The 26,936-nt window shown below is 38.5% G+C and carries 19 protein-coding genes; 9 read left to right on the top strand and 10 right to left on the bottom strand.

Annotated features, from left to right (window positions below; all coding sequences use genetic code 11):
- Positions 1 to 10: 10 nt before the first annotated feature.
- Genes B0169_RS06895 through B0169_RS06885 form a run of 3 tightly spaced genes read right to left on the bottom strand, consistent with a single transcriptional unit; the run spans position 11 to position 5,560 of the window.
- The gene (locus B0169_RS06895) at positions 11 to 3,157 is read right to left on the bottom strand and encodes an efflux RND transporter permease subunit (protein ID WP_077285222.1); all 3,147 of its coding nucleotides are present in this window, start codon (positions 3,155 to 3,157) and stop codon (positions 11 to 13) included.
- A gap of 24 nt (positions 3,158 to 3,181) precedes the next feature.
- On the bottom strand, positions 3,182 to 4,192 hold the full coding sequence (locus tag B0169_RS06890) for an efflux RND transporter periplasmic adaptor subunit (protein WP_077285221.1): 1,011 nt from the start codon (positions 4,190 to 4,192) through the stop codon (positions 3,182 to 3,184).
- A gap of 9 nt (positions 4,193 to 4,201) precedes the next feature.
- Positions 4,202 to 5,560: a TolC family protein gene (locus B0169_RS06885; protein ID WP_235838498.1), complete on the bottom strand. Its 1,359-nt coding sequence runs from the start codon at positions 5,558 to 5,560 to the stop codon at positions 4,202 to 4,204.
- A gap of 840 nt (positions 5,561 to 6,400) precedes the next feature.
- Here B0169_RS06885 and B0169_RS06875 point away from each other — a divergent pair.
- On the top strand, positions 6,401 to 7,030 hold the full coding sequence (locus B0169_RS06875; protein ID WP_235838497.1) for an alpha/beta hydrolase: 630 nt from the start codon (positions 6,401 to 6,403) through the stop codon (positions 7,028 to 7,030).
- A 123-nt stretch (positions 7,031 to 7,153) separates the two neighbouring features.
- Here the strand turns inward: B0169_RS06875 and B0169_RS06870 are convergent, their stop codons facing one another.
- Positions 7,154 to 7,567 carry a MarR family winged helix-turn-helix transcriptional regulator gene (locus B0169_RS06870; protein WP_077285219.1) on the bottom strand — a complete coding sequence of 138 codons (414 nt, stop codon included), beginning with the start codon at positions 7,565 to 7,567 and terminating at the stop codon, positions 7,154 to 7,156.
- A gap of 330 nt (positions 7,568 to 7,897) precedes the next feature.
- Here B0169_RS06870 and B0169_RS06865 point away from each other — a divergent pair, with 330 nt between their 5' ends.
- Complete coding sequence (locus B0169_RS06865) at positions 7,898 to 8,623, top strand: siderophore-interacting protein (protein WP_077285218.1); 726 nt, start codon at positions 7,898 to 7,900, stop codon at positions 8,621 to 8,623.
- Between the two features lie 392 nt (positions 8,624 to 9,015).
- Entirely contained in the window at positions 9,016 to 11,163 is a 2,148-nt protein-coding gene (locus B0169_RS06860) for a WD40 repeat domain-containing protein (RefSeq protein ID WP_077285217.1), read from the top strand.
- Positions 11,164 to 11,257: 94 nt separating this feature from the next.
- Here B0169_RS06860 and B0169_RS06855 read toward each other — a convergent pair whose 3' ends face one another.
- The gene (locus B0169_RS06855) at positions 11,258 to 11,767 is read right to left on the bottom strand and encodes a YgjP-like metallopeptidase domain-containing protein (RefSeq protein ID WP_077285216.1); all 510 of its coding nucleotides are present in this window, start codon (positions 11,765 to 11,767) and stop codon (positions 11,258 to 11,260) included.
- Positions 11,768 to 11,922: 155 nt separating this feature from the next.
- The gene (gene pgi, locus B0169_RS06850) at positions 11,923 to 13,575 is read right to left on the bottom strand and encodes a glucose-6-phosphate isomerase (RefSeq protein WP_077285215.1); all 1,653 of its coding nucleotides are present in this window, start codon (positions 13,573 to 13,575) and stop codon (positions 11,923 to 11,925) included.
- A 317-nt stretch (positions 13,576 to 13,892) separates the two neighbouring features.
- Here pgi and B0169_RS06845 point away from each other — a divergent pair, with 317 nt between their 5' ends.
- Complete coding sequence (locus B0169_RS06845; protein ID WP_077285214.1) at positions 13,893 to 14,786, top strand: LysR family transcriptional regulator; 894 nt, start codon at positions 13,893 to 13,895, stop codon at positions 14,784 to 14,786.
- Between the two features lie 185 nt (positions 14,787 to 14,971).
- Here the strand turns inward: B0169_RS06845 and B0169_RS06840 are convergent, their stop codons facing one another.
- The gene (locus B0169_RS06840; RefSeq protein ID WP_143323488.1) at positions 14,972 to 15,544 is read right to left on the bottom strand and encodes a TetR/AcrR family transcriptional regulator; all 573 of its coding nucleotides are present in this window, start codon (positions 15,542 to 15,544) and stop codon (positions 14,972 to 14,974) included.
- A gap of 196 nt (positions 15,545 to 15,740) precedes the next feature.
- Here B0169_RS06840 and B0169_RS06835 point away from each other — a divergent pair, with 196 nt between their 5' ends.
- From B0169_RS06835 to B0169_RS06815, 5 genes are all read left to right on the top strand, one after another.
- Positions 15,741 to 16,787, top strand: coding sequence for an efflux RND transporter periplasmic adaptor subunit (locus tag B0169_RS06835; RefSeq protein ID WP_077285212.1), 1,047 nt, complete (start codon positions 15,741 to 15,743; stop codon positions 16,785 to 16,787).
- Position 16,788: 1 nt separating this feature from the next.
- On the top strand, positions 16,789 to 19,830 hold the full coding sequence (locus B0169_RS06830) for an efflux RND transporter permease subunit (RefSeq protein WP_077285211.1): 3,042 nt from the start codon (positions 16,789 to 16,791) through the stop codon (positions 19,828 to 19,830).
- Between the two features lie 517 nt (positions 19,831 to 20,347).
- Positions 20,348 to 21,628, top strand: coding sequence for a hypothetical protein (locus B0169_RS06825; RefSeq protein ID WP_077285210.1), 1,281 nt, complete (start codon positions 20,348 to 20,350; stop codon positions 21,626 to 21,628).
- Between the two features lie 116 nt (positions 21,629 to 21,744).
- The gene (locus B0169_RS06820) at positions 21,745 to 22,650 is read left to right on the top strand and encodes a hypothetical protein (protein ID WP_077285209.1); all 906 of its coding nucleotides are present in this window, start codon (positions 21,745 to 21,747) and stop codon (positions 22,648 to 22,650) included.
- Positions 22,651 to 22,755: 105 nt separating this feature from the next.
- Positions 22,756 to 23,574, top strand: a complete 819-nt coding sequence (locus tag B0169_RS06815; protein WP_077285208.1) for a DUF2971 domain-containing protein — start codon at positions 22,756 to 22,758, stop codon at positions 23,572 to 23,574.
- A gap of 960 nt (positions 23,575 to 24,534) precedes the next feature.
- Here B0169_RS06815 and B0169_RS06810 read toward each other — a convergent pair.
- The 3 genes from B0169_RS06810 to B0169_RS06800 all read right to left on the bottom strand — a co-directional run bounded on the left by B0169_RS06810 (position 24,535) and on the right by B0169_RS06800 (position 26,916).
- Entirely contained in the window at positions 24,535 to 24,972 is a 438-nt protein-coding gene (locus tag B0169_RS06810; protein ID WP_077285207.1) for a DoxX family protein, read from the bottom strand.
- A gap of 106 nt (positions 24,973 to 25,078) precedes the next feature.
- A complete protein-coding gene (locus tag B0169_RS06805; RefSeq protein WP_077285206.1) occupies positions 25,079 to 25,933 on the bottom strand; it encodes an HvfC/BufC family peptide modification chaperone in 855 nt (284 codons plus the stop codon).
- Positions 25,933 to 26,916: an MbnB/TglH/ChrH family RiPP precursor modification enzyme gene (locus B0169_RS06800; RefSeq protein ID WP_077285205.1), complete on the bottom strand. Its 984-nt coding sequence runs from the start codon at positions 26,914 to 26,916 to the stop codon at positions 25,933 to 25,935. The genes B0169_RS06805 and B0169_RS06800 overlap by 1 nt, the downstream gene beginning before the upstream one ends.
- Between the last annotated feature and the right edge of the window lie 20 nt (positions 26,917 to 26,936).

Here is a 26,936-nt window from a genome sequence, read left to right as displayed (position 1 = left end):
TTGCTGATCGTTAAAAGGTTACGGGGCTGGCCGTTTTTACGTTATTTTTGGTAAAACTTTTTTGATATGCCAAACGATATAAAATTGGCAATACAAATAACGTTAATAAGGTAGATGAAATTATTCCACCAATAACAACAGTGGCAATGGGACGCTGTACTTCTGCACCCGTACCCACATTAAGCGCCATGGGTACAAAACCGAGCCCTGCAACCAAAGCCGTCATCATTACAGGTCGAAGTCTTAGCATTGCACCTTCGATGATACCGTTGACTAATTGGCCTGTTTCTTGGCATAAATCACGAATAAAGGTCAGCATAACTAAGCCATTGAGTACGGCAATGCCTGAAAGGGCAATAAAGCCAACACCAGCCGATATTGACAGTGGCATGTCGCGAAGCCAAAGTGCGATAACTCCGCCAGTAAGTGCTAACGGTATGCCGGAGAAAATGATCAAGGCATCTTTTATATTACCAAAGGCTAAAATTAGCAAAGCTAGAATTATTGCTAAAGTAACGGGTATAACAAGGGTTAAGCGCTTACTTGCTGAGTCTAATTGCTCAAATGTACCGCCATATTCAAGCCAGTATCCTGGGGGAATGTCAACTTTGTTCGCAATACTTTTTTTGACATGAGCAACAAAGGAGCCTAAATCAGTGCCACGAACATTGGCTGTTACCACAATACGTCGTTTACCATTTTCACGACTTATTTGGTTAGGTGCTGGCGCTAATTCAAGTATGGCAACCTCTGATAAAGGTACATACTCACCATTAGGTAAAGTGATTGGTAGATCGCTTAATTGGTGTATATCTTGCCTAATGTTTTCGGGTAATCTTACCACCATATTAAAGCGTCTATCACCTTCATATATAACGCCCGCACTTTTACCGCCAATGGCCGTCGATAGCGCATATTGTAATTGTGAGACATTAAGGCCATAACGGGCTAGCTCCATACGTTTTGGTAATATTGATAACATGGGTAGGCCAGTGACTTGTTCTACTTGAATGTCACTAGCGCCTTTAATAGGCTCGATTACTTCTCTGATCGCATTGGCTGTTTTGAGCAGTTGCCCTAAATCGTCACCAATAATTTTTATGCCCAGGTCAGCTCTAACACCTGATAGCAGTTCATTGAAACGCATCTCAATCGGCTGCGTTAGCTCAAAATTATTTCCTAGCTGATCTGACAATGACTCAACAATATTTGCTGCTAATTCAGCATGACTTAAACTTGGATCCGGCCATTGCTCTCGTGGCAATAACATGACATAAGTGTCTGCAATATTGGGTGGCATGGGGTCGTTTGCGACTTCAGGCGTTCCTATTCTTGAAAAAACATTGTTAACCTGTGGAAACTGCTGAACTTTTAGCTCTATAGCTTTTTGCATTGTCACGGATTGATTCAAGCTCGTACCTGGAATCCGAATCGCCTGCAGCAAGATGTCTTCTTCATTAAGTTGTGGCGTAAACTCTGAGCCAAGGGTGGTTGATAACCAAACAGTGCAAGCAAGTAAAGCGGCACAAGCAGCAAGCAAAAACCAACGCAGCTTCATAGCGGCTAATAGGAGTGGTTTATAAAGTGACTTAGCTGTACTGAATACAGCGCTTTCTTTTTCACTAATTTCTCCGGTCATAAAGAGGGCAACAGCAGCAGGAACCAGTGTTAATGACAACACTAAGGCTGCCATTAGCGCCATCACAACGGTTGCCGCCATTGGGTGAAACATTTTGCCTTCAACACCCGTTAAACTGAACAACGGAATGTAGACAATAGTAATAATAAACACGCCAAATAGGCTGGGCTTTATCACTTCATTAGTTGCTGAGTATACTACGCTTAAACGTTGTTTTTGACTTAAAATTGAGCCATGTCGTTTTTGCGCATTGCTTAAGCGCCTGGTAGCGTTTTCGACGATAATAACAGCGCCGTCTACAATTAAGCCAAAATCAAGCGCGCCCAGGCTCATTAAGTTAGCCGATACACCCGCTTTTACCATGCCGGTAATGGTTGCCAGCATAGCCAGTGGAATTACCGCTGCGGTGATCAAAGCTGCACGTATATTTCCTAAAAGCAAAAATAGCACAACAATGACTAATAAAGCCCCCTCAACGAGGTTTTTTTGCACGGTGTACATGGCTTTATCAACCAATGTTGTTCGGTTATAAACTGGCTCAACAATCACGCCTTTAGGTAATGATGATTTTACTTGCATTAACTTTTCGGCCACGGCTAATGCAACAACACGCGAGTTTTCACCTACGAGCATCATGGCGCTGCCGATCACGGTTTCTTTACCGTGGCGTGTGGCCGCGCCTGTACGCAAAGTTTGGCCGATAGACACTTGCGCAATATCGGATATTGTTATCGGGCTATCATCAACAACTTTAATTATTACTTGTTCAATATCGCTTATGTTAGTTAATTGTCCAGGTGATCTGACAGTAAGCTGTTGACCATTTTGTTCAATATATCCTGCGCCTTGATTACTATTATTACTGCGCAATGCTGTATTTATATCTTGAAACGAAATAGCAAAATCGAGCATTTTCTTCGGCAGGGGGGTTATGTGATATTGTTTGTCATAGCCACCTATGGTGTTAATTTCTGTCACGCCAGGTACTAAAGCCAGTTGTGGTTTGATGATCCAGTCTTGAATTTCACGCAGGTCAGTAGCGTTATAGGGTAAACCATTAGCCTTTAATGCATCGGGTAAAGCCTCAACGCTGTACATAAATATCTCGCCAAGCCCTGTTGTAATAGGGCCCATTTCGGGCGCTAAGCCCGCAGGAATTTTATTTTTAATTGTTGCCAGTTTTTCGTTGATCAAGTTACGGGCAAAATATAAGTCGGTATCTTCATCAAATATCGCGGTAACTTGTGATAAACCGTATCGTGATATAGATCGGGTGTATGACAAATGTGGGATGCCAGTCAGCGCGTTTTCAATGGGAAAGGTAACCCGCTGCTCTGTTTCAAGCGGCGAATAACCTAGTGCTCGGGTGTTAATTTGCACCTGTACATTGGTAATGTCGGGAACCGCATCAATAGCAAGCTTATGATAGCTCCACAAGCCCATGCCCACTATCGCTAATGTCATGCTCATTATTAGCCAGCGCCTAGCAATGGCAAAGCGTAAAATTAATTCAATCATAGTTTTATCCTTAGTAACTAAAGCTTAATGGGCGTGTGTTGCGCCAGCTTTACCTAAATCTGCTTTTAATAAGTAACTATTGATAAGCGCATATTGTTCGCCGACATTTAGCCCAGATAACACTTCACTAAATTGGCCGTCTGATCGTCCTATTTCGAGCTCACGCGTTTCATATCCTGCCTGATTTGTGACAAAAATAACCCGTTTACCTTCAACTTCTTGAAAAGCCCTATTGTCGACTACCATAGCTACATTGACTTGGTTAGTTATCACATTACCTTGAAGTATTTGCCCTGGTGTCCATAAATTTTCACGGTTGTCTAATGGCACTTTTGCGGTTAAAAACGATTGGTTTTTATTTGCCATAAGGTGGGCTATGGTTGATGATTTTTTAGCTGATGGTGATGACACAAGTACTGTTTGGCCTTTTTTGATGATGTGAGCTTGGTTAGGAAAAATTTTATAGTCAATCCAAAGCTGCTGATAATTTTCTACAGTGATAATTGTTTGCTGGTTGACTGGCTCGCCAGGGTTTACATATCGTTGCGTGACTAGGCCTGAAATTGGCGCGACAATGTTATAGTGTTTAAAGCTATTATTTGACTCCACTTGTGCAATAACATCGCCTGCGTTTACTGTATCGCCAACATTAACCGTTAGTTTTGTTAGTAGTCCTGGGAAACGAGCACTTATTTGGCTCGTCGCTTCTGGGCTTACAGCCACGCGACCATATACCGTTAGCATGTTCTTTATTTCACCTGCACCTGCGCTTGCGTTAATAATACCCGCAGCTTGCGCGTTGGCAGCTGTGATCACTATATGGCCTTCGTCATGATGTTCATCACCGTGCTCATCACTGTGCTTATCGTTATGTTTTCTTACATGAGCATCGTTATGCTCGTCATTGTCTGCCGTTTTGTGGTGATGCTCATTTGTGCTTTCAGAAGTCGCTTGAGCAACAGTTACACTCATCGCTGCGCTTAGTATGCATATAATTATGCTGATTTTTTTCAATACTGAGAAAAATTTATTCATGATATGTCCTTAATAATCTTTAACTGATAGTGCTGTTAAACTGTATTGATTAGCGGGAAGTGGCTCGGCAATTAACTGTTCGATTTCAATGCCGTAACCTAAAGCTGAAGTTGCAGATTCAATCATTGCGCGCTGAGCTGAAAGTAGCTCTTGGCGTACACTTAAGTAATCTAAATAACTATAAAGACCACCCTGGAAAGCCACTTTTGTTTCATCGAGAGCAGACTCTAGCGTGGGTATAATGTTAACTCTTAAGCTATTAACGTTAAAAATGGCTTGTTTTCTGTTGGCATACGCACGGTATAGTTGTTGACGTAATGCTAATAAAGTTGAGGCTTTTTTTACTTTCACCTCATCACGCTTAGCTTGCGCTGCGATAATAGCGCCGGTATTTCTTTTGGCAGCAAACAGCGGCATACTAAAGCCTGCAGTAAGCGCGGTATCATTAATATCTTGTATTTGCTTTATGCCAACGCTCCATTTTATATTGGCACTTGACTCTGTTTTAGCTAAGCGAAGTTGGGCATCTCTTAAGCGTTCTTCAGCAGCATATGTTAATATTTCAGGATTATTTTTAACCTTGTTATACAAAGTGTCAAAATCAATATCAGCAGAAAAGTGATACAAATTTCCTTCAACTCTTGTGAATGAAGGGCTTGTTTCACGCCACATCATCGCAAGGGTCATTTTGCTGTAGTGAAGTTGTTGTTGTTCAGATGAAGCAATAAGCTTGGCATGCTCCAATGCAGCGATCGCGCGCTTTACCTCTGCTTCAGGAGTAACCCCAGCCTTTGAACGATTTTTGACTTCTTGTAGGGTTTCTTTTGCTAATAAAGTAGCTTGATTGGCTAATAACAATCGTTCTTGCGCGGCAATAACGTCTATGTATCTACGGGTCACCTCACTGAGTAAGTTTAAAGCCGTAATTTTGCGTTTTGCTTCAACTTGATCAAGCTGACTTTTAGCAACACCAATACGTGCATTTCTTTTTCCACCCATCTCCAAAATCGAAGATAAAGATAACGTATATTCTGCACTTTTAAATGTGCCGATATCTCCTGTACCTGTGAAGTTTTCTGCCTCAAAATCAAGTTCATAGCGTGGTTTTAACGCTTGTGTTTGTTGTTTGCCTAAAAGTGCTTGTTCACGAAAGGAAAACACTTTCAATTGTGGGTTATCTTCGAGTGTTCTTGCTATTGCTGAGGATAGTGTTAACGTTTGCTCGACATTTTTACTATGGGCTAATGGGCTGAAAACTGCCAAAGTAATAACCAAAGTAATAATAAAAAGTGGCAGGTAGTATGTTGCTTTAGCAACAATGGTTAAATTTTTACTGCGTCCAGGAGGCATATTAACGAAATAATGCATCGTTTTTCCTATTTTTAAATAAAGTCGTACTAGCGCTTTATAATATTTTATAAAGTGCGGAAGAAGTGCTGTGGATATTGGTTATAGTTTTGGCGGGCGAAGTAAGGAATAGTAGGGATTGGACGAGCGCACTAGCTTATTGTCAGAAAAAGCTAAAGCTAATAACTTTACTTTATTTAAAACCGTTACAAAGCTTAATAAAGTACCCGCGCAGCAAGTACAGCAATTTAAATGACAATCAGAGCAGGTATCTTGATCAGCACATTGTACTAATGTATCGCATGATTGATTGGCAGTATTATCAAGCACAGGTTTTTCAATGCTAGGCGCTGTTACTTCCTGACGGTACTGATTTGACACATAACTTTCTTCAGCAGCAAAAAGCGATTGCATAAACAACAAACATATCAAAGCAAAACATGTCACTTTGAAATGTTTTTGCCGTTTGTTGTGGAGAAATATTATTGATGTGGAAATCATAAGACAGTTGTTATATTTTTAATAAAAGTACTAAACCTCGAAGTATACGATGTTTAGCAAAACACTTGCTTTGTTAGCGCGTAACTTGCCATGATGTAACAATAAACGCAACAAAATTTATTACTTTATGTCGTTAGTTGCCTCATTGTAAACCTGACTGTTGGAGGGAGAACATAGCGCAATGAAATTCAACCTGCGATTAAAGTGAAACCTGTTACTTAGCAAAACTATTCGATATTACGAGTGGTTTGGTTTATCTCTTGAAACTGTTGAACGTAGTAAGTACTAACGCCAACAGTGAAGTTTATCGAATATTAATTAGCTAAAGTGGAGGCTTTTATCAAATATTTAGTGCTTGTTATGTTACTTTTTTCTTCATGTGTTTTTGCCGGGCAGTTATATGAGCAATTTCCTGAAAAAATTGATCAAAATGCAAAGTATGTTTTCTATTCGCATGGGCTCATTGTGGAAGGGAATAACCCAACACCGGTAAGCAATCGTTGGGGAAAGTATGATTTCCCTAAAGTAAAATCAGCACTCACTGACGATGGCTATCATTTAATTGCTTATCATCGTGCTAAAAATACCAAGGCAAAAATCTTTGCCAAGAAATTAAAACATGATATTAGCTTACTGATCACTAAAGGGGTAAAACCTGAAAATATCACCTTATTAGGTTTTTCTCGTGGCGGGGAAATTAGTATTTTGACTAGCCACTACTTAAAATCTAAAAAAGTAAGGCTTGCTCTACTGGCCAGTTGTCCGAATTTTATGGAAGATCACCCTGATTACCAAGTTTACGGTGAGGTTTATTCAATCTATGAAACAAGTGATAGGGTAGGTTCATGCCAATTTTTAATCGCACAAAGTAAGAATGTTGACCGTTTTGAAGAAATTGCGATTACTACTGGTGAGGAACATGGTGCTTTTTTTAGGCCTATACCTGAGTGGCTAGACCCTCTAAAAGCTTGGTTAAATAAAAATAACTAAGCGGGTAATTGACGCGGTTAAACACTATTGTGCTGCCTTGCCACACCGTTTTTGTTACACCATTTTTGCCACATCATTAACAAAACTGTTGAGTCAGCTGTCGCGGTAAGGTTTTGCTTATCATCAGGTTAAATTACTTTTAAGTAGCTGCGTTATTGCTATAAAGTCTTCTATTTTCGCTGAAGGAATGTCTTTTATCATGGAGTTAAACACCTTCTTTTCAACTTTTTTAAACATCGTCATTATTTCAGTGCCTTGAGTAGATAGTACTAAAAATTGGCTGCGTTTATCTTTTTCATTATCGATTTTAGTGATCAGTTCTTGATTAACCAATTCTTTGATCAATCTATTAATTTGCGCTTTATCTCGCCCCATAAAGTCAGCTAACTTTTGTCCAGTACAATCATTAATGATGGAAATAACTTTTAAAGCCTTTAGATGCATTGGTGATAAATCTAATGCCAGTAATTTTATTTCATGCTTCATGTTAATGCGCACAGTGTGCACCAAACTAAAGAGCGCTTCGCTTAACTCCATTGAGCCTCCCGAGATATAGTAGATGAATTTAGTTGACAATATCAACCAAATTGAATTATAGTAGACTTTATCAACTTTTTGTATGAGTTTTATTATACAGGGTAAATAAAAAAACTACTCGTATAGCTTTAAAGTATCTTGCTTTTAGTTTCGCTATTACCCTTGCTTACCCTCAAGGGCTATTAAGTAGCTTTATGTAAAGCATGTTTAGTTGCGCAATGCGGTTACTTTACAATTTAATTGTCATTTAACCGTGGTGAGCTATATGGCACGGGTGTTAGCAAAATCAGCAGCTATTGCTTAAAAATTAAAAAACAGGAGTAAATTATTATGGGTCCTACTATGCGAATGACACAGGTTTTATCAGTGCATGATTTATCGCCACATATGAGAAGGATCGTGTTAACGGGAGAGTCACTTGCTGACTTTCCTCAAAATAAAGAAAGTGCACACGTTAAAGCCATTTTTCCTGATGTAAATAGCGAGCATAAAAAGCCAAAACTGGGTCTTTATTTAGGATTTAAAAAATGGATGCGCTCATATACCATTCGCGCTTTTGATAAAGAAAAATTAGCCTTAACCATTGACTTTGCTGTTAATGATCACGAAGGGCTAGCAAGTAACTGGGCTTTACAAGCTAAGGTTGGCGACTATCTGGGTATTGCTGGACCAGGAGAGGTAAAACATAATAATTTACAAGCACCCAAACACTTGTTTTTTGGAGACATTACGGCATTACCAGCTATTGCGGCAACCTTAGAGAAACTGCCGTCTAATGCTCTGGGTCATGCTTACATTCAGGTGCCTGACAAGCGAGATATTCAAGCTTTAGTGACACCAAAAGGAGTGCAATTGCATTGGCTAGTCACTGATAATAAGTTAACTGATAAGTTTATAACGGGGCTTGAATCACATGGTCAACACTTGGCTGATACCGCAATATTTATCGCTGCAGAAGCAAGTATTATCAAACAGTTAAAAGCCCACCTTAATGATTATTGTCAGTATGATAAAGCAATGCTCTACGCCAGTGCTTATTGGAATAAGAAAAGATAATAAACCGGCAATAGTATCAAACCGAGATAATTAGCCAAAATGGTTCATAAATAGCCGGTATTAACCATCGTGGCTAATTGAATTTTATCGCTGATGTGAATTGTCAGCTATAAAAGGTATAAACTTCTTTTCTTATTCAGCTTACTCGCATTGATTAGTTTACTTGCGTTGATTGGTACTGTGCATCTTCATTGTCGCGCAATAAGCTATTGCTGTATCACTAAGCTTGGCCTGTGGATGTGTACTAGCGATGCTCCCCAGTAATTAACTGTTTAATAAAAGTAGAACGTATATGTTTATAAGTTATTGTTAATCATGTGTAATAATTTGAAAGTAATAAAACAAACCGTTATGCTATTTACCTAACTGTCTAATAAGTAAACTTTATAATTATGCGAATTACCTCTTTATTGGTCTTACTGAGTACATTATTTATACTATCAAGCCCGCAAGTAAACGCTACAAGAATACATTATCAAGATGTATTAAAACAAATGGACAACAGCGGTCGCTACTTGATAACTGGTAATGAAAGAGCACGTCATAGTTCTTCAGCCAATGGCGTCAGTGTTATTGACAACCATACAGGCAAGCAAATATTTCACGAAGAGTATGGAAAAAATGAGGGGCGAGTTTTTAATTTTGCTATGTCTCCTAGTGGAAAATACTTTGGGTATTGGGCTGAAAAATATGAAAGAAAAGGTTTCTTTTATGTTTATCAACGTTCTCCTCTAAAATTACTTCATAAAATTCCGTCTCCTAATAGTTGGGATTGGGATCGAGGGGCAGAGTTTTCTGTCTCTGAAAAGCGCTTATATCTTCAATCTTATACTAATAGTGTAGTTGTGGATGTTGACTCAGGTAAAACACTACAACTTTTTAAAGGTGTCACTCCTCGTCATGATGACTTTAAGGTGGGTGCAATAACACCGGACGATCAAAAGTTAGTTGTTTCAAGAGAAAAATCATTAAATGTTTGGGATATCTCAACAGGAAAGCTCCTGCTAAATACCTTTGATAGGAAAAAAAATTCTGGCAGACACGGTTGGGGGCCAATACGTTTTAATAAGACTGGAACGCACTACTTATCAGCTTGGGCAGCTGGTTTTGTTATGGTGAATGTTGAAACGGGGAAGATCACCTATGTTTTGGAAGATTTGGCCTCCCGCTCAGATATTATGGCAGACTTTATTGCAGATGAACGCTTACCTTTAGTGACGTTTATTAGCGGTAGAGGAGGCTATCATGATGAGGCTGATGCTAAAAGATTGAAAGCGCCAACCGCTGGTATTTATTTGTATGACATGGTCAAGAAAAAAGTCGTTAGCCGTTTAGGTGATAAGGATGATAACTACCAAGAAGCTCGCAAAAAAGCAGATTACTTAGTCTCAGAAGAGCGAGTTGAAAAGCTACAAGCGCAATATGCACAATTGAATAATTTCCAAGGGCAAGAACAGCTTGAGCAGTATGCATTGTTATTTACAGCGTTGTCTAATGGCAATACCACTTATGTCACTGCTATTAATACCTTATTAGCGCAAACACAAAAAGATTGGTTGAAGGCCAGCACCGAGCAAGTCGCTTTAGCGCAAAAAACGGGTAATGCTCAGCTCCTGATAACGTTAGCCGAGCAACATCTGCTTGAACCTCAGTCAGAAATTAGTTTTTATCAACGTAAGGTATTACCTGCGATACTCGCTATTTATCAACAGCAAAAAGATTACCAAGGTTTATTAGCTATGTTAACGCTTGCTAACTTACCTGCAACGATCGCTGATTCTGTTATCTCATCAGCGGTTAAGTATATGCCCGAGTCTTTATCGCTAAATGAACGACTTGAGTTTGTTAATAAGTTTGCAGATAACCCAGCAACTAAAAACGTTATCGCTGATATATATAAAGAAGTTGAAAAAGCAGAATCTATTGCTGCTTATTTATGGTTCAGTGAAAGCTTACCTGACAGTAAGCAAGCGAAAGCGGCGATAAAAAATATGCATCAATTGGCTTTTGAGCTTGCTGAAAATAGAGCGACTATCGCAGCCTATAATGATTTTATTATTGCTTATCCATGGGCTACGCAAGCTCAAGAGGCAAATGAATTAGCACGTGTGCTTGAAAATGACGAATACTCGAGCTTCTTCAGTAGTGATGATGAGTTATCACGCCGTTTATTAGTGCGTTCGAAACAAATTGCTCGAAAAGCAAAGCAACAATCATATGATACGGTTGGGTATTTAATGATTATTGAACGCATGAATACCTTACTACAAGATAACTTTCCAGGTGCAGAAGCCACACTGCGTTATTTAGAGTCAGAAGAGTTTAAAGACTTTCATCGTGACTTTAATCGTGCAATGAAATCGCTAGAAACACGTTTAGATGATATCAACAAGAGTGTAGGTAAACTCAATAGCTTTATTCAACGTCAGTCAGATACCATGAATGCTCACTTTGATAAAGCTGCTCAAGATCGTGAAATGGCTAGCGAGTTAACACGTCAACATCGACTATGGGAGCGCTATTTACAAAAGCAAGAGTAGGGCATGAAAATTAACGTCTGCTCATGGGCGTAACGATTGAGCATTAACAACAGCACGTTTACATGGATAGCTAAACCTAAAGCGTGCTGTTTTCTTATGAGTAGATGTTGCCGTTGCTTTCTATCTCGGTGAGATAAATACGGGTCATTAGCTCAAGTTGGTGGTAATTGGGCAACATATGCTCGCACAATTTATAAAAAGCTTTATCGTGCTGTTTCTCTTTTATGTGGGCTAGCTCATGTACCACTATCATTTGCAATAAGGCTTCTGGCGCTTTCTTAAATACGCTACCAATTCTAATTTCGTTTTTACTTTTCAGCTTGTTGCCTTGTACCCGAGAAACATAGGTGTGTAGGCCAAGTGCGTTGTTAATAATATGAATTTTATCATCGTATTTAACTTGGCTAAGCGGCGCAGACTGTTTTATATATTGTTGTTTATACGCTAAGCAATATTGTCGTAATGCCTTGTCAGAAGTTACTTGATGGGGCTTAGGAAAATGACTAAGCAAATAAGTTTTGAGTTTATTTTCGTCAATTAGCGTACGCACTTGTTGTTGTATGTCTTGTGAGTAGTGGGCGAGGTACTTTAATGATGTGGTCATTTTATTTGATCTGTTTTTATTATTTACTAGCGTGACATAAATGCATAAGCCAAATGTTAAGGCTAAATTACTGCCAAATTATAAATGAAAATAGCGAGGGTGATAAACGCTATTTTCATTACTTGTTCTGCTGTTGGCATTCAGATCATAAGGCTTTACTTGGATGGCTTGGTGTATTTTTGATAAAAATTAATTAAGCCGGCTGTTGAGCTGTCATGTTGCTCGCTAATATTACCCGAAGATAACTCTTCTTGAATATTATTGGCTAAACCTTTGCCTAGCTCTACACCCCATTGATCAAATGAACATATTTGTAAAATAATGCCTTGAACGAATATTTTATGTTCATATAAGGCGATTAAACTACCTAATGAGCGCGGTGATATGCGTTTCATTAAAATAGAATTGGTTGGTCGGTTACCTTTATGTACTTTATGCGGGGCAACTTTATCAATGTAATCTGGCGTTCTGCCTTTTGCCTTTAAATCATCTCTAACTTGAGTTTCGTCAACGCCCTGCATAAGTGCTTGTGTTTGAGCGAAGAAGTTTGCCATCAGTGTTTCGTGGTGACCTTGTACAGGCGTTACACTTTCCACAGAGCCAATAAAATCAGCCGGTACAATATTATTACTTTGATGTAAATATTGATAAAAAGCATGTTGACCATTAATGCCTAATTCACCCCAAATAGAGGGAACCGTTGGGTAAGATATCGGCTTTCCATCCCAGGTTACTGATTTACCGTTACTTTCCATTTCGGCTTGCTGTAAATAGGCCGATAGCATATGCAATGACTGATCATAAGGTAATATGGCCTGAGACTGCGCACCAAGAAAAGTGCAATTCCAAACACTTAATAAAGCCAAAATAACCGGGGCATTTTCTGCTAATGGAGCATTGCAAAAATGTTGGTCAATTTCATGCGCACCTTCGAGTAGTTCGATAAAGCGTTCGAAGCCTAAATCAATCGCGATTGGTAAGCCAATAGCTGACCAAAGTGAGAAACGTCCACCAACCCAATCCCACATATCAAAAATGTTTTCTTGTGCAATACCAAACTCAGTGGCATTTTTTTTATTTGATGACACAGCAACAAAATGTTTTGCAATGGCGGATTGGTCAAACGATGAAGCAACTAACCATTTCATTGCTGTTTTAGCATTGGTCATGGTTTCAGTGGTGGTAAAGGTTTTACTGGAAACAATAAACAGTACTTTTTCTGGATTTAATGGCCTAAGCACATTGGCTATTTGAGTGCCGTCAACATTAGAAACATAATGCACATTAACACTATTATCACTGTATTGGTCTAATGCTTCGGTTACCATTTGTGGACCTAAGTTTGAGCCACCAACACCAATGTTAACAACATCAGTAATGCGTTTTCCAGAATAGCCTTTCCATAAACCTTGACGAATTTTATTACTAAACTCTTTCATTTTGTCTAAGGCGAGTTGGACATCAAGGTTGATGTCTTTGCCGTCGAGCATGATAGGCGTTTTACTGCGGTTACGCAGTGCCGTATGCAGTACAGCACGCTCTTCGGTGCTATTGATACGTTCGCCGCTGAACATTTTTTCACGCCAAGCTTCAACCTCGCACTCTTTGGCAAGATTAATAAGCAAATCCATGGTTGACGTTGATATTAAATTTTTTGAATAATCGACAAGAAAAGGGGCAAGTTGAATAGAGAACTGCTGAAAACGCTCCGGATTTTGTTTAAATAACTCACTCATATGCTGTTGTTTCATTTGTGCAGCATGCTGAGTTAGCTTTTCCCAACTAGGTAGTGAAGTTCTATCTTGCATCTTTTCTCCAATAATGTGTTTGTCGGTCAATAGTGTCGTTCTTGCGCGATATATGAGAGTAACATCCATTCATAATATTACTATATTCAGTTGTTATACTAATACTTTATCGATCTATTGAGCTGCTAATTAGTTATTACTTGACCACTTGGTTAACTTTTGTTTTAACTCGAATGCTACCACTGAACTTGATTAAGCGTATAACATAAAAGCTGATTATTTTAATTGTCTCGTGTACTAATAATATCGTGCAGTTATTAATTTAAGTATATACTGGCGTAACAAACAGGTAATAAACCCCATTATAGTTTCTCAATATGCAACAATATGATTTAGTCGCACTTCGCAGTTTTATTTCTGTGGTTGACGCCGGAAGTTTTAATCAAGCTGCGCAGTTATTAAATACTAGCACAGCAGCCGTGAGTCGACGGGTATCTGGCTTAGAGTCAGCGCTTGATGTCAGGTTATTAAATCGGACCACACGCCGAGTTGAGCTTACACAAGCGGGTCAGCAGTTTTATCAAGATGTTGTGAATATCTTTCAGTCATTAGATGAAGCACAAGAGCGTATTCAGACCGGCAGTCAACACCTTAAGGGGAGTTTACGCATTTCAGCACCTTTAAGTTTTGGTATTACTTCTTTAACCCCTATTCTAACTGGGTTTATGAAGCTTCATCCTGAACTTAACGTGCATTTACAATTGGAAGATCACCGTACTAACTTTGTTGCCGACGGTATTGATGTGGGTATACGTATTGGTCGTTTGGAAGACTCAACCTTAGTGGCGTTGCCGATAACGAAAGTCTCTGCTATTTTTTGTGCTGCGCCTAGCTACTTAGTACAACATGGAGAGCCAAAGTCACCTGAAGAGCTTATTAACCATAATTGCTTGCGCTATAGCTTAGTCAGCCCTAAATATGTTTGGCAGAGCCCACATGATGATGTTCAACACAGTATTGATATTGACGGCACCCTAACGTGCAATAATGGTAATGCGCTAAAAGACGCCGCTATTGAAGGGCTAGGTGTATTGCAGTCGCCAATGTTTATTGTCAATGATGCCATTGAAAAAGGGCAGTTAGTCGAAATATTAACTGACTATAAACCGGAGCCTTTCGGATTGTATGCGGTTAAGTTATCACGTAAATTTACCTCGGCAAAAGTGAATGCTTTTATCGCATACTTAAAAGCTTATTATGGTGATAACTAAGTGTTGTTGGTTTTTTTGTCATAAACCAGAGTGGAGCATTAGTACGTGAAAAACGAACTTATTTCTGAAGTTATTGAATTGTATTCATAAAGTTAAGCTTTGGGTGTTAGCTTTAGCAATCTGCACGGAACGAAAATATTTCGCTAAGACCCGATACATTACATTGATAATGCCAATTGATTACGCTATAGCGGTAACGTTGACGCTTTAAAAACCGACATAAGGTTTTTCACAAACACTAAATTATCTTGGTTTGACACTGACACCGTAATGCCAAAGGGCGCATAGTGCAGCGTTTCTGCTAAAGTTTCTGCCGATAGGCCAACTCTTTGCAATGTTAAACGGTTTTCTGCTACTTCCTTTTCAATTCTTGCTTGAATGCTTTGCTTAATTACGGTTTCTTCGGCCTCAATTAAGTCTTTGCAAAAAGCGTGGCCAGCATGCAATAAATTTGCCCGAACTAGACTACTTGATACATCATTAAATAAGCCTTCACAGCGTTGAATAATTAGCTCATAGGTTTCCTGCCAAAAGTCACTTTCTGATCTACTATAATTATTAAGCTGTATATTGTGTTGTTTAAAGTGCTGCTTAACAACAGCCCTAAATAAAACTTCTTTAGATTTAAACTGTTTATGAATAGTAACACGAGAAATACCCGCATAACGGCTTACCATAGATATATTAGTCGTGTCGTATCCGTGTTGGAAAAAACATTCCATCGCTAGGGCGAGTATCTTATCGGTAGTGCTTTGCAAAGTATCGTCTCTTAGTAAGGCTAATCATATTATTTTAACGTGAGCGATGACAATAAACAACAGGTTTACAATAGTTGTTAATGTGTAAACCTGTGCTATAGTTGCGCTTTATTTTTTTGTTTACGGGCTAAGTGGCTGCTTTTTGCTCAATAAGCCTGAGATAAGTTTATTTTATTCTTAATTTATTGGAGTTAACGTGAATCGAATTTTTATACTCGCAGTAGTTTTTTTATTGCAGGCTTGTTCTGAATCAACGGAAGTTGTGAAAGAAAAATCGCCGGTAGTTGTGCAGTTGTTCTCAGCACAAATGACTAATTTAGCTAATGATTATGAGTTCCCTGCAACAGTATCTGCTGTAAAAAGTATAGATCTTAAATTTGAAGTTTCAGGGCGCTTAATTTTTGAGGGGCTTGTTGAGGGCAGCGAGGTAAAAAAAGGCCAAGTGTTAGCGAAAATTGACCCTGCGCCTTTTCAACGTAAAGTTGAAGAAAGTCGTATTCGCCATCAAGATGCTCTGCGAGACTTAAAGCGCATTAAGGGGATTTTTGAAAAAAATGTGGCTTCACAGCGAGACTATGATGAAGCTAAATCGCAATTTTCTATCACCAAAATTGCACTAGAAAACGCCGAGCAAGACTTAAGTTACTGTACTATCAGAGCCCCATTTGACGCTGTTGTAGGTGCAAGGTACATTGAAAATAACAGTTTAATTCGAACCGGTGATACCGTAGCAAATTTACAAGATAGATCAGAGCTTTACTTTAGCTTTGAAGTACCTGAACGAATCATGACAGCCAATGCGGGTAATCGAAATGTAAAAGCGACGGCGCATATCATTGGTCAAGCTGACAAAGTATTTGATATTCATTATGTTGAACATAAAACAACCCCTGATCCCGTTACCCAAACTTATGATGTTACGTTTGCCCTAGACTCAGAAGTAACCAACTTATTTTATCCTGGCTCAAGAGCTATCGTAAATATTAAAGATAATAATAACAGTGCCCAGGCACTACTTATTCCATTAAATTCCTTGGTGGGCAGCCGTGATGATGGCTTTAGTGTTTGGCGCTTTAATAGTACGCAAAACAGTATCGAGAAAGTTTCGGTAGAAGTTTCTCAATTGCAGGGCGATTTTGCATTAATTTCTTCGGGGCTCAGTGCCGGAGATAAAGTGGTTTCTGCTGCAGTAGGACAAATGCGTGAAGGACTAACTGTTAGAGAATATAAGGCGACTTATTAAGATGGATATCGCACGTTTTTCATTAACTAAGCCAATTAATATTTGGCTTTTATCTATCTGCTTTATTATTGGTGGCATTGTCGCGATGGGAAAAATAGGGCGTTTGGAAGACCCTGCTTTTACCATCAAACAAGCGGTTATTTTTACTTATTACCCAGGCGCCAGTGCAGAAAAAGTTGAAAAAGAAGTAACTGAACAAGTTGAAATTGCCTTACAGCAAATGTGGCAATTAGATACGTTGACATCAGTCAGTAAGCCGGGTTTTTCTCGGATAACCATGGAAATACAACCTCACATTGATGGCCCATTACTGCCACAAATTTGGGATGAGTTGCGTAAGCGGCTGCGTGATATTGAACAGAACTTACCATTAGGGGCAAGTGCACCGGTGGTTATCGATGATTTTGGCGATGTTTATGGTATTTATTATGCGTTGTCAGCACCTGATTTTAGCGCCGATCAAATGCGCGAGTTTTCCCGTATTATTCGTCGTGAAGTTCTCACCGTTGATGGCGTAGCTAAGGTGAAAGTGGGGGGGATTTTAGAAGAAGAAATAGTTGCCACTATCGACAGTTATCAAATTGCAGGTTTGGGTTTGTCGTTTCCTGATATTCAGCAAGTACTGGCCAGTAATTTAAAGCCTTTTAGCGGTGGCAGATTGTATGTCGGCGATAAACAAATTCGCATTCCGATTGAAAGCTCAACCAATAAAATAGCAGAGATAGAAAACTTATCGATTGTTGTGCCAGGTAATAATGCTTCAATTAAAATAAAAGATATTGCCAAATTAAGCCTTCAACCGGTAGCCATACCCAGTGGTTTAAAACGCTTTAATGGTGAACAAGCCATTACACTGGCGGTGTCTGCACAAAATGATATCAATATTGTTGATGTTGGTCAGCACATAGAAACTAAATTAGCAGAGGTGCTAGCGAAGTTGCCGGCCGGCATTGAAGTGTCTTCTATTTACAACCAAGCGAAAATTGTTGATGAATCGGTTGATGGCTTTATTCTAAACCTTGAAGCATCGGTGGCTGTTGTAACCCTAGCACTGTGTATTTTTATGGGCTGGCGCTCAGGTGTTGTGGTTGGCGGTACGTTATTGATCACCGTATTAGGTACTGTGCTGATCATGTGGCTGTATGATTTGCAATTGCAACGTATCTCTTTAGGCGCCATGGTTATTGCTATGGGGATGCTAGTTGATAATGCCATTGTAGTTGCTGAAGGTATGATGCTGCGGATGGAAAAAGGCAAATCAGCAATGGAGTCTGCCAGCTTTATTGTCAAAAGAACCCAGTGGCCTTTACTTGGTGCAACGGTGATAGGTATAGCTGCATTCTCAGGTATTGGCCTGTCAGATGATGCAACAGGTGAGTTCTTGTTTTCATTGTTTGCCGTGGTGTTAATTTCTTTGATGCTCAGTTGGGTGCTGGCTGTTACCTTAACGCCGTTGCTGGGTAAATACTTTTATAAAGTTGGCGATAAAGAAGGTCAGGAAGCGTCTCACTCTTTATTTCATAAAGCTTACTTAGTGGTTTTGCGTAATGCACTGCATTGGCGCGGTGTAACTTTGGCGATATTAGTTGCTATTACCATTGGTGCTTATGCAAGTTTTGGCTTTATTAAACAAGGCTTTTTCCCACCGTCGAATACACCAGTATTTTTTGTTCATTACTGGGGGGCACAAGACTCAGATATTCGTGCAACAGAAAAGCATATGAAAGCAGGTGAAAAGCTGATCCTCGACACTGAAGGGATTGAATCTACTGCCACCTTTATCGGCGAAAGCTCAGAGCGTTTTACCTTAGTGTTTGGCCCCGAGCTACCCAATGAAAGTTATGGTTTATTTTTAGTGCGCGCATATGACGCGGCTGATATTCCGCGTTTAGCGCAAGAAGTCTCCAATAAATTGCGAGCAGCAAACCCTAATGTGAATTTTTACGCCGAAATTATGCAATTTGGCCCAGGTGCGGGCGCTAAAATTCAAGCACGTTTTTCTGGTGAAGACCCCGCTATTTTACGTGACCTGGCTGAGCAAGCTAAAGCGATATATTTTGCTGATGGCAAAATTCGCGATATTCGTGACGACTGGCGCGACAAAGGTATTGTTTTAGCCCCTGAGTATGACGATATTGCCGCTGGTATTGCCGGAGTTTCACGTAGCGATTTCAGTCAAGCCATTAAGTTTTACACTGACGGTTTGCAAATAGGTCAGTTGCAAGATGGTGATTACTTGTATCCAATAATCGCCAGAAATAGTAATACCAACCCTGATCAGCTAGTAGGTTTACAAAATAGCTTAGTGTGGAGTAGTAGCCAACGCACATACGTACCGTTTAAGCAAGTGAGCGGTAAAATGAATTACACCAGTGAAGAGTTACTGATTAATCGCCGTGATCGCGTGCGTACCATAACGGTTAAGGCAGAAGCAGGTTACAGCGAAACCACCGGCGAAGCTTTTAATCGCACACAAGCAAAAATTGAAGCTATTACCTTACCTGAAGGTTACAAGCTAGAGTGGGGCGGTGAATATGAATCATCACGTGATGCACAAGCCGCGTTAGGACAAGGCTTACCACTAGGCTTTTTAGTGATGTTTTTGATCAGTGTGCTATTGTTTGGGCGCGCAAGACAACCGATTATTATCTGGTTAATTGTACCAATGGCTGTTGTAGGTGTAGTAGCCGGTTTGCTATTAGCTGATTTACCGTTTGGTTTTATGTCATTGCTCGGCTTCTTAAGCTTATTTGGTATGTTAATTAAAAATGCCATTGTGCTGTTAGAAGAGATTGACCTACAAATCATTGAAGGTAAAGAAAAAGACATCGCTATTGTTGAAGCAAGCTTGAGTCGTTTACGACCGGTTTCATTAGCGGCTATCACCACGATATTAGGTGTTATGCCACTAATATTAGACCCATTCTTTGCTGACATGTCGGTCACTATTATGGGCGGCCTCGCGTTTGCTACTATTTTAACAATGATCGCGGTACCGGTACTTTACAGCGTGTTTTATAAAATTAAAGTGACGAAATACTAGTGTTAAACTGATAGTTATAAGCCATAAATAAAATATTAAGCGGATCTGTTTAGGTTCGCTTTTTTTTGGCATTTTTTTGGTTGCATTCAATCTAGAATGGATCTTTCAAGTATTTATCTTACCTACGATAATTTAGTGAGTGTTGTGGTCAACTAATTCTTTTGGGATTGAGGAGTTTAGGAAGGGTGTCCTGCTAATTTCTGAAAATACAAGGTGATGGCACGTTATGTAATTTTATAAGCGGCAAGAATATATAAGAGTGGCTTTATAATTTATTGTTTTATTTAGGATAAATTAATTAAAAATATTACATAGCGAGTCATTAAAAGTCGCACATATCTCAATGCTCACTTTCTCCACATGAATTTTTGTTTGATAAGGTAAATAATTACTGGTAACGTATTAAAATCATTAATAAAAAGTGGGTTATCTTTAAATGAAATTGTTTCAAATATTTGTTTTAAATTGAAATGCTCACTAATAAGCTGTTACATTGCAATCATAGAATGGAGTTCAAATGTCTCAATGGGATGATAAATTCAAAAATCATGCGATACATGCCACTTTAGATAATTTAGAGGAGCGTTTATCTGATGAAACTCTTAAAACGGATGATTTATCAGTTCTTGAGCATATTGACAGAATTGCTCAACTTAAATTATATGCAGAAACCTGTCTTGAGAATCTAATTCCAGCATTAGTTAATCATGGGCATCTTAATAACACCAATAGTTATATCCAGAGCTTAATCTCTGAACTTAACAATTATATTGCGAATAAAAACGTTGCGCACTTAAATAACACCTCATCGCATATTGATAATGCAATGGCTCAACTTATTGCTCTTCCAATGCAGAGCCTTCCTATTTCAAAACAATCGTTTACCAAATCACTGCTTCAATTTAAATCGTTAGCTGAAGAGTCACTATCAGAAATAAAAGAATCAAAAGATAATTTGGATGCATCTATTAGCACTATTTCTGAAGATGCTGTTGATCAAAAATCAAATTTAGAGAATTTGGTTTCAGAAATTCAGAGTCATAGCGAAAATATTGAAACCTCATTAAGCAGCTTCACTGAAAGGTTTGAGAATACAGAAGCTGATTTCACAAATAAATTTGATTCAACCGTTAGTGAAATTGAAGAAAAATATGAGAGTTATACTCAAGAGTTCAACTCTCAACTCGATGATAAAATTGAAAGCACGGAAAATATACTTCAAGAAAAAATAGGTGAACAAAAGGAGACGTTCTCTGCTCAACTAGAATCGCAAAAAATAGATGCACAACACGTACTTGACGTACTTGAAGAAAAAAAGGAAGAAGCATCTAATTTACTTCAAATCATTGGGAATATTGGAATCACTGGAAACTACCAGAATATTGCTAATATTGAAAAAGCAGCAGCAGATAAATGGCGTAATATTGCTTTATGGTTAATGATTTCAATGGTTGCTGTTATTGGCTTTACTATATTTATTTCTGCCACAAATGGTTTTGATTGGAAACTCGCGCTATTTAGAATTGGTGCGGCTTTAGCTTTAGCAATTCCTGCAGCATATGCAGCTAAAGAATCGGCAAAACATAGATTGCTGGAGAATCATAATAGACGCTCAGAGCTTGAACTTGCCTCTTTAGATCCATATTTAGAAAAGCTACCTGAAGATACAAGAAATAAAGTGAAAGAGGAACTTACTAAAAAATTCTTCGGCTTAAATTCTCAAGAGAAAAAAGTAGAAGAACCTGTTTCAAGTGTAGCTATCCTCGATTTATTAAAGACAGCGATTAGTAAGAAGTAGAGCAACTATAAGTCGTTTAAAAGGACAAAAAACAGTTGGCTTTTGCTCCTTCGTCGCTAATTTTAGCCAACAATTATTTGCCTCTTAACGAGGCGTTAGTTTACTAAGGAGGGCTCGTGCATAAATACGAATTGGATATTATCGGCAATGCAATCGACAGCTTGGACGAAGCTCTAGATAAGTACGCGCAAGGGCAAAATGGATGTACAAGATCCCATAAATTTGCGCTATTGCATTTTTGTCATTTTATGGAGTTAATTTTAAAGCACTATATTTCAACGGTAGAAGAAAACTTAATATATTCAAAGGTATTCAGAGTTGTAGCCAAAAGAGCTAAAGACGATGGAGTTCCATTAATTGAAGCATTTGAAATTTTAGAAAATGAAGAGTTTGACTTTGAGTCTCCTATTAAAGGACATCAAAACCCCCATACAATTACTCTTGATATGGCTCTCGAATACGTAGAATCTGATAAAGAATACTTCGACTCAGAATTTGCTTCTGAAATTAGATCGTTGAAAGATCTAAGAAATAATATTGAGCATCATAAATTTGAAATGAACACCAAAGAAGTACGGTTAGTTTTAGGCAGACTAACACGAGGATTCGACGAGTTTACGGATATATTTAGTGTTGTTGGATTGCAAGATGTAATTAGTAAAAAACAATTAGGTGTTTTTCAAACATTAGCTGATGAATATGAACATGAATTAGAAGAAGCTAAAGTTGAAGTAAGAGAAGCGCACAGCGCTGCTTTCAGAGGTGTCAGACCAAAACACCAGTATGACGTGCATTGGGCAACCTATGATTGTCCAGAATGTAATGTTAGTGACTTAATGATTCCTAATGTCGATTCCTCAACTGGCTTTAAGTGCACTATGTGTGGGAATGAAGACTCAGAGGATATTGAGGTTGATTGTGAAATTTGTGGTTCATCTTGGCCAAATGGTGAAATGAGTAGTTGGGTTGATACATATAGCTATACATGTCCAGATTGCAATGATTTTGACAGTAAGTATTAATGTAAACTATCAAGCAAATCAACAAGGACACGTAACAGTTGGCTACGTTTCGCTTCGCTACACAATTTTTATAAGAAATGTCTGTCACTCTAATTCGAGAAAAGAATGCATCTATACAAGTTTCGAGAAGTAAATACTAATAATTTATCTGCACTAGCAAATAATCAGCTTTGGTTTTCTAGCCTCAATGACTTTAATGACCCTTTTGAAGGCTTTCATATTAAAGAAATTAATATAGATTCTGAGTTACTTTCGGGCTTCGAATTAATACTTAAAGATGATGTTGGTGAACATAAGTATCAAGAAATTCTTGATGAGTTGAACTTAATTGAAGGATCTTTTACGAAGGAAGAGTTTTTTCAAAAGGTAGTAGAGCATGATTTAGAAAAATTCATTAATATTGTTCATAGTTCAAAAATCGTTTGCCTTTCAATTGAACAAGTAGAAAATAACCCGTTAACTAATAATTTAATGTGGTCTCATTATGCTAATGGACTTCGAGGTTACTGTCTTGTATTTGATGGAGATGAATTACAGAAAGATATGTATTCTTCTACTACAGAGTCAATTAGACCAATCATTGTTCAATATCAAGACCACCCAAATGTTATAAAGCTTAATGATTTCCTTCAATCCCAAGGATTATTAAATGGTGATGATATAAATTTTGTGGAGAAAGTAACTGAAACAGTTGCAACTAAATCTAGTGATTGGAAATACGAAAATGAATTCAGAATCATGTCGTTAAATAAAAGTGATTTTCATTGTTACATGCCCAATACATTAAAAGAAATTATTGTAGGTGATAAGATGTCAGCATCTGAAAAGAGTTTACTTTTGAGCGTGGTTAAAGCTTCTAATCCAAATATTATGGTTAAAACGGCACGTTTAAAAGATAACACTTACAAAATAGAAATAGTGTGATGAAAAAATATGCATAACAACACGCCCTGAGGTGGACCGCAAGTCCTAAAACTTGCTTTCCATCGCATATTTCAACAAGGGAGAGCCCTTACGTTTCAGGGCTTCTAAAACCTGCGGGGTCAGGTTCGTTGAAATGTCAGCAATGTTGTTTACCTCATTAGCGTTTGATATTTTGAATTCACTTAAGTCTTATTTGTCGGTGCACTTGTCGTTAGATAATCCTAGGCTAAAGTCCGCCATCGTATCAAAGTGAATATAAAACAGGGATGTTTTGACCAGTGAATTAGGTCAGGTTTGTGGCAAAAGTGATCATTCGAAGCCAATCTCATTTGTGACAGGTAGTGTTAAACATTATGCGTAGTCATATTTCTCTGTATTGATTTTATCTCAGTATTTTAAGGCTTATTTTTTGAAACCTGCGGGGTCAGGTTCGTTGAAATGTCAGCAATGTTGTTTACCTCATTAGCGTTTGATATTTTGAATTCACTTAAGTCTTATTTGTCGGTTCACTTGTCGTTAGATAATCCTAGGCTAAAGTCCGCCATCGTATCAAAGTGAATATAAAACAGGGATGTTTTAACCAGTGAATTAGGTCAGGTTTGTGGCAAAAGTGATCATTCGAAGCCAATCTCATTTGTGACAGGTAGTGTTAAACATTATGCGCAGTCACACTTCTCTGTATTGATTTTATCTCAGTATTTTAAGGCTTTTTTTTGTGCTAGTTTATTTCAATAACGATTATTTTTACGACTACTTGATGACGACTTAATCGCTATTTTGAATTGTGCTCGCTTGATCAAACTAAAAAGCCGACCTATTGAAAATAGGTCGGCTTTAAATATGTTGGCTGTTAAGTTATCAGCGTATTTTATTTTAAGGCTATATTTTTCACAGCTATATCTTCCACAGCTATATCTTCCACAGGTATAGCCTCGGGAGATATAGCGATGCAAAATATGCTTATGAAAGCTTAAGCTTATTATCTAGCGATAATTTCTTACCACCAAGTAAAAACACGAAGACTAATAAGCTGCCCCATAAAATATGTTCGTTCATTGCTGCGGGGCTAATATCTACCAAGCTGATCACTGCCACAGCATTAACGATGAATAGACCAACAGCAGAAAGACGGCTAAACAAACCTATCGCGAGTAATACCGGTAAGACTAATTCGCCGATAGTGCCTGCCCATGCGGCTACCATAGGAGATACTAACGGTACTTCATATTCATATTCAAAGAGCATTAATGTTGATTCCCAGTCACGTAATTTGGTTAAGCCCGATTTAAAAAATATATTGGCAATATAAAGCCTAATAAAAAGTACCAGTGGAATAAGTAAGTAATTACTGTAATCAAAAATTTGGTTGTGTATTGCTCTAACTTTTTGCAAAGCCATGATTAGTTTCCTTATTGTAAAGTATCATAATGGTTAATATTGATAGACGTGGCACATTAAGCTTTTAGTTAATGCGACAATTTTATCCTTGTATTAACGCTTGTGGTTAATCTGGTGTTTGAGTCGAAATTGAATTAATCAGCTGTTGCTCTATGGCTTTGGGGAGCCAATCTACAATTGAGAAACGGTCGGTTTTAGTTTTATCTAATGCTCTGCCAAGACTGAGTTGCTGATTAACGGGTTGGGTTTGGTTAGATTGCCATAATGCTAACCATAGATATTCTTCTTCCGTAATTTGCTGATATTGGGCTTGAAAGCTGGGTCGCCAAATCAGGAAGTAGTATGCGTTTGCTTTTTTTCCTGCTAGCTCGGCATGTGTTAATTGCTGCTTAATCGCTTCGACACTTAGTATATTATTTTTTTTGTGTGAATTTTTAATGTCTTCAATCACTGTATCTACGGGGTAACTCAGGGGTAATACCTTAAAGCCGGCGGCAAAGTTAACCGTTAACTGGTAAGCGTCTTTGCTGCTTAGTAATGATAAGCTAGCTAAATCTTTGTCGACATTTTTTGCTCTCTCTGTTTGATGGCAGGCAAAATCTAATGTAGCTATATCGGCTAGTATGGCGCTGTTTTCAAGGTCCGCTATTTTCTGGTGTTTAATGAAACTTGCAAAGTTTGCACCTAGCTCTCCCCAGTCGTAAGCGTCTTTTAAATGCGTTTGTAAGTAGCTTTTAACTAACCTTTTAAATGTACTTGCACCAATAAATGAATGTACGGTGGCAAAAGTAATGGCGAGTGCACGGTTAGCGTTAGCAAGTAAACTGCGTTGATAAATTTCTAACCCCGCAGTGTAGCCCTTATTTTGTGCCAATGTGACATTATCAGTCGTGATTTTATTTGCGTTATCTAATGCAAATATTGCTGATAGCAGTTGGTTTTGTTGCTGTTTTAAGCTCATTATTGCTCACCCGAAATGTCTTTTAGGTGATTGCTTGAAAGCTTGTTTAATGCTGCTGTTTTTTGCGCTGTAGAAAAAACTTCTTTCGCAATGAGCTTAGCTTTTTCTGCTTCTGCAATCAGTGTTTGCCATGACGGTAAGTTTTCATCCCATTCAATTAATGTAGCTACAGCGCCAAATTGTTGTAACGCATAGTGATATAAGTGCCAAACAGTGTCAGACACCGGTTGACTATGATCGTCAATCATCATTTCGCCATCGGCTACTTGTGTACAACCGGCTAGATGAATTTCTCCTACAAGTGACTTAGGCACTCTATTTAGCCATTGTTTAGCGTAGGCTAAAATATTTTCTTGATCTGAAAACGATGGCGTTTTAGCACTACAACTTAACAAGGGTTGATTAGTGGCATTAACGATCAGGTTGTTTAGGTCAATCAGTAGCTTACAGCCAGATTGTTGGCAAAGTTTTACTAAAAACTCGGCCTCGCGGTAAGTTGAACCGGGTAGCTCTATATAAGCCGATAAATTTTCTACTAAAATTTGTTGGCCTAATTGTTGTTGAGCACGTTCAACATTGGCCACCATCATTTGTAAACTTTCATCATTAAAAGGTATTGGCAACAAGTCACCGGCATGCGTGTCGATGCCCGATACTTCAGCCCAACTAAAGCAAGCATGATCCGATATTAATATTGGCTGATAACGTTCAACTAAGTTCGATAACTGTGCTAGCTGTTTTTGTGGGGCAGGTAAGGACGATCCTAAGCCTAACGATGTGGCATGTAAGCTAATATGATAGTGCTGTGCTATATCTGATAGCATGGCATGACTTGCGCCGCCTTGTGCGAAAAAATTTTCAGCATGCACTTCAATAAAGTCGATGTTAGCTGGAGAGTTCAAAGCATCTTCAAAATGATGATGCCTTAAACCAACACCAATTAATGGCAAACCAGCTGTTGGCTTTTTATTTAAAGAAAACATAGTTTTTCTCCAGTAACATC

This window comes from Cognaticolwellia aestuarii (genome assembly GCF_002000025.1).
GTDB lineage: Bacteria > Pseudomonadota > Gammaproteobacteria > Enterobacterales > Alteromonadaceae > Cognaticolwellia > Cognaticolwellia aestuarii.
The sequence above is the reverse complement of the archived record's forward strand: the minus strand, read 5'-3'. Positions and strand labels throughout refer to the sequence as shown.

Coding starts and splice junctions, on each gene's coding strand:
- B0169_RS06825 (WP_077285210.1), top strand. CDS start 20,348: ATGTCTCAATGGGATGATAAATTCAAAAATCATGCGATACATGCCACT.
- B0169_RS06865 (WP_077285218.1), top strand. CDS start 7,898: ATGGGTCCTACTATGCGAATGACACAGGTTTTATCAGTGCATGATTTA.
- B0169_RS06845 (WP_077285214.1), top strand. CDS start 13,893: ATGCAACAATATGATTTAGTCGCACTTCGCAGTTTTATTTCTGTGGTT.
- pgi (WP_077285215.1), bottom strand. CDS start 13,575: ATGCAAGATAGAACTTCACTACCTAGTTGGGAAAAGCTAACTCAGCAT.
- B0169_RS06860 (WP_077285217.1), top strand. CDS start 9,016: ATGCGAATTACCTCTTTATTGGTCTTACTGAGTACATTATTTATACTA.
- B0169_RS06885 (WP_235838498.1), bottom strand. CDS start 5,560: ATGCATTATTTCGTTAATATGCCTCCTGGACGCAGTAAAAATTTAACC.
- B0169_RS06855 (WP_077285216.1), bottom strand. CDS start 11,767: ATGACCACATCATTAAAGTACCTCGCCCACTACTCACAAGACATACAA.
- B0169_RS06870 (WP_077285219.1), bottom strand. CDS start 7,567: ATGGAGTTAAGCGAAGCGCTCTTTAGTTTGGTGCACACTGTGCGCATT.
- B0169_RS06810 (WP_077285207.1), bottom strand. CDS start 24,972: ATGGCTTTGCAAAAAGTTAGAGCAATACACAACCAAATTTTTGATTAC.
- B0169_RS06830 (WP_077285211.1), top strand. CDS start 16,789: ATGGATATCGCACGTTTTTCATTAACTAAGCCAATTAATATTTGGCTT.
- B0169_RS06805 (WP_077285206.1), bottom strand. CDS start 25,933: ATGAGCTTAAAACAGCAACAAAACCAACTGCTATCAGCAATATTTGCA.
- B0169_RS06800 (WP_077285205.1), bottom strand. CDS start 26,916: ATGTTTTCTTTAAATAAAAAGCCAACAGCTGGTTTGCCATTAATTGGT.
- B0169_RS06815 (WP_077285208.1), top strand. CDS start 22,756: ATGCATCTATACAAGTTTCGAGAAGTAAATACTAATAATTTATCTGCA.
- B0169_RS06875 (WP_235838497.1), top strand. CDS start 6,401: ATGTTACTTTTTTCTTCATGTGTTTTTGCCGGGCAGTTATATGAGCAA.
- B0169_RS06895 (WP_077285222.1), bottom strand. CDS start 3,157: ATGATTGAATTAATTTTACGCTTTGCCATTGCTAGGCGCTGGCTAATA.
- B0169_RS06890 (WP_077285221.1), bottom strand. CDS start 4,192: ATGAATAAATTTTTCTCAGTATTGAAAAAAATCAGCATAATTATATGC.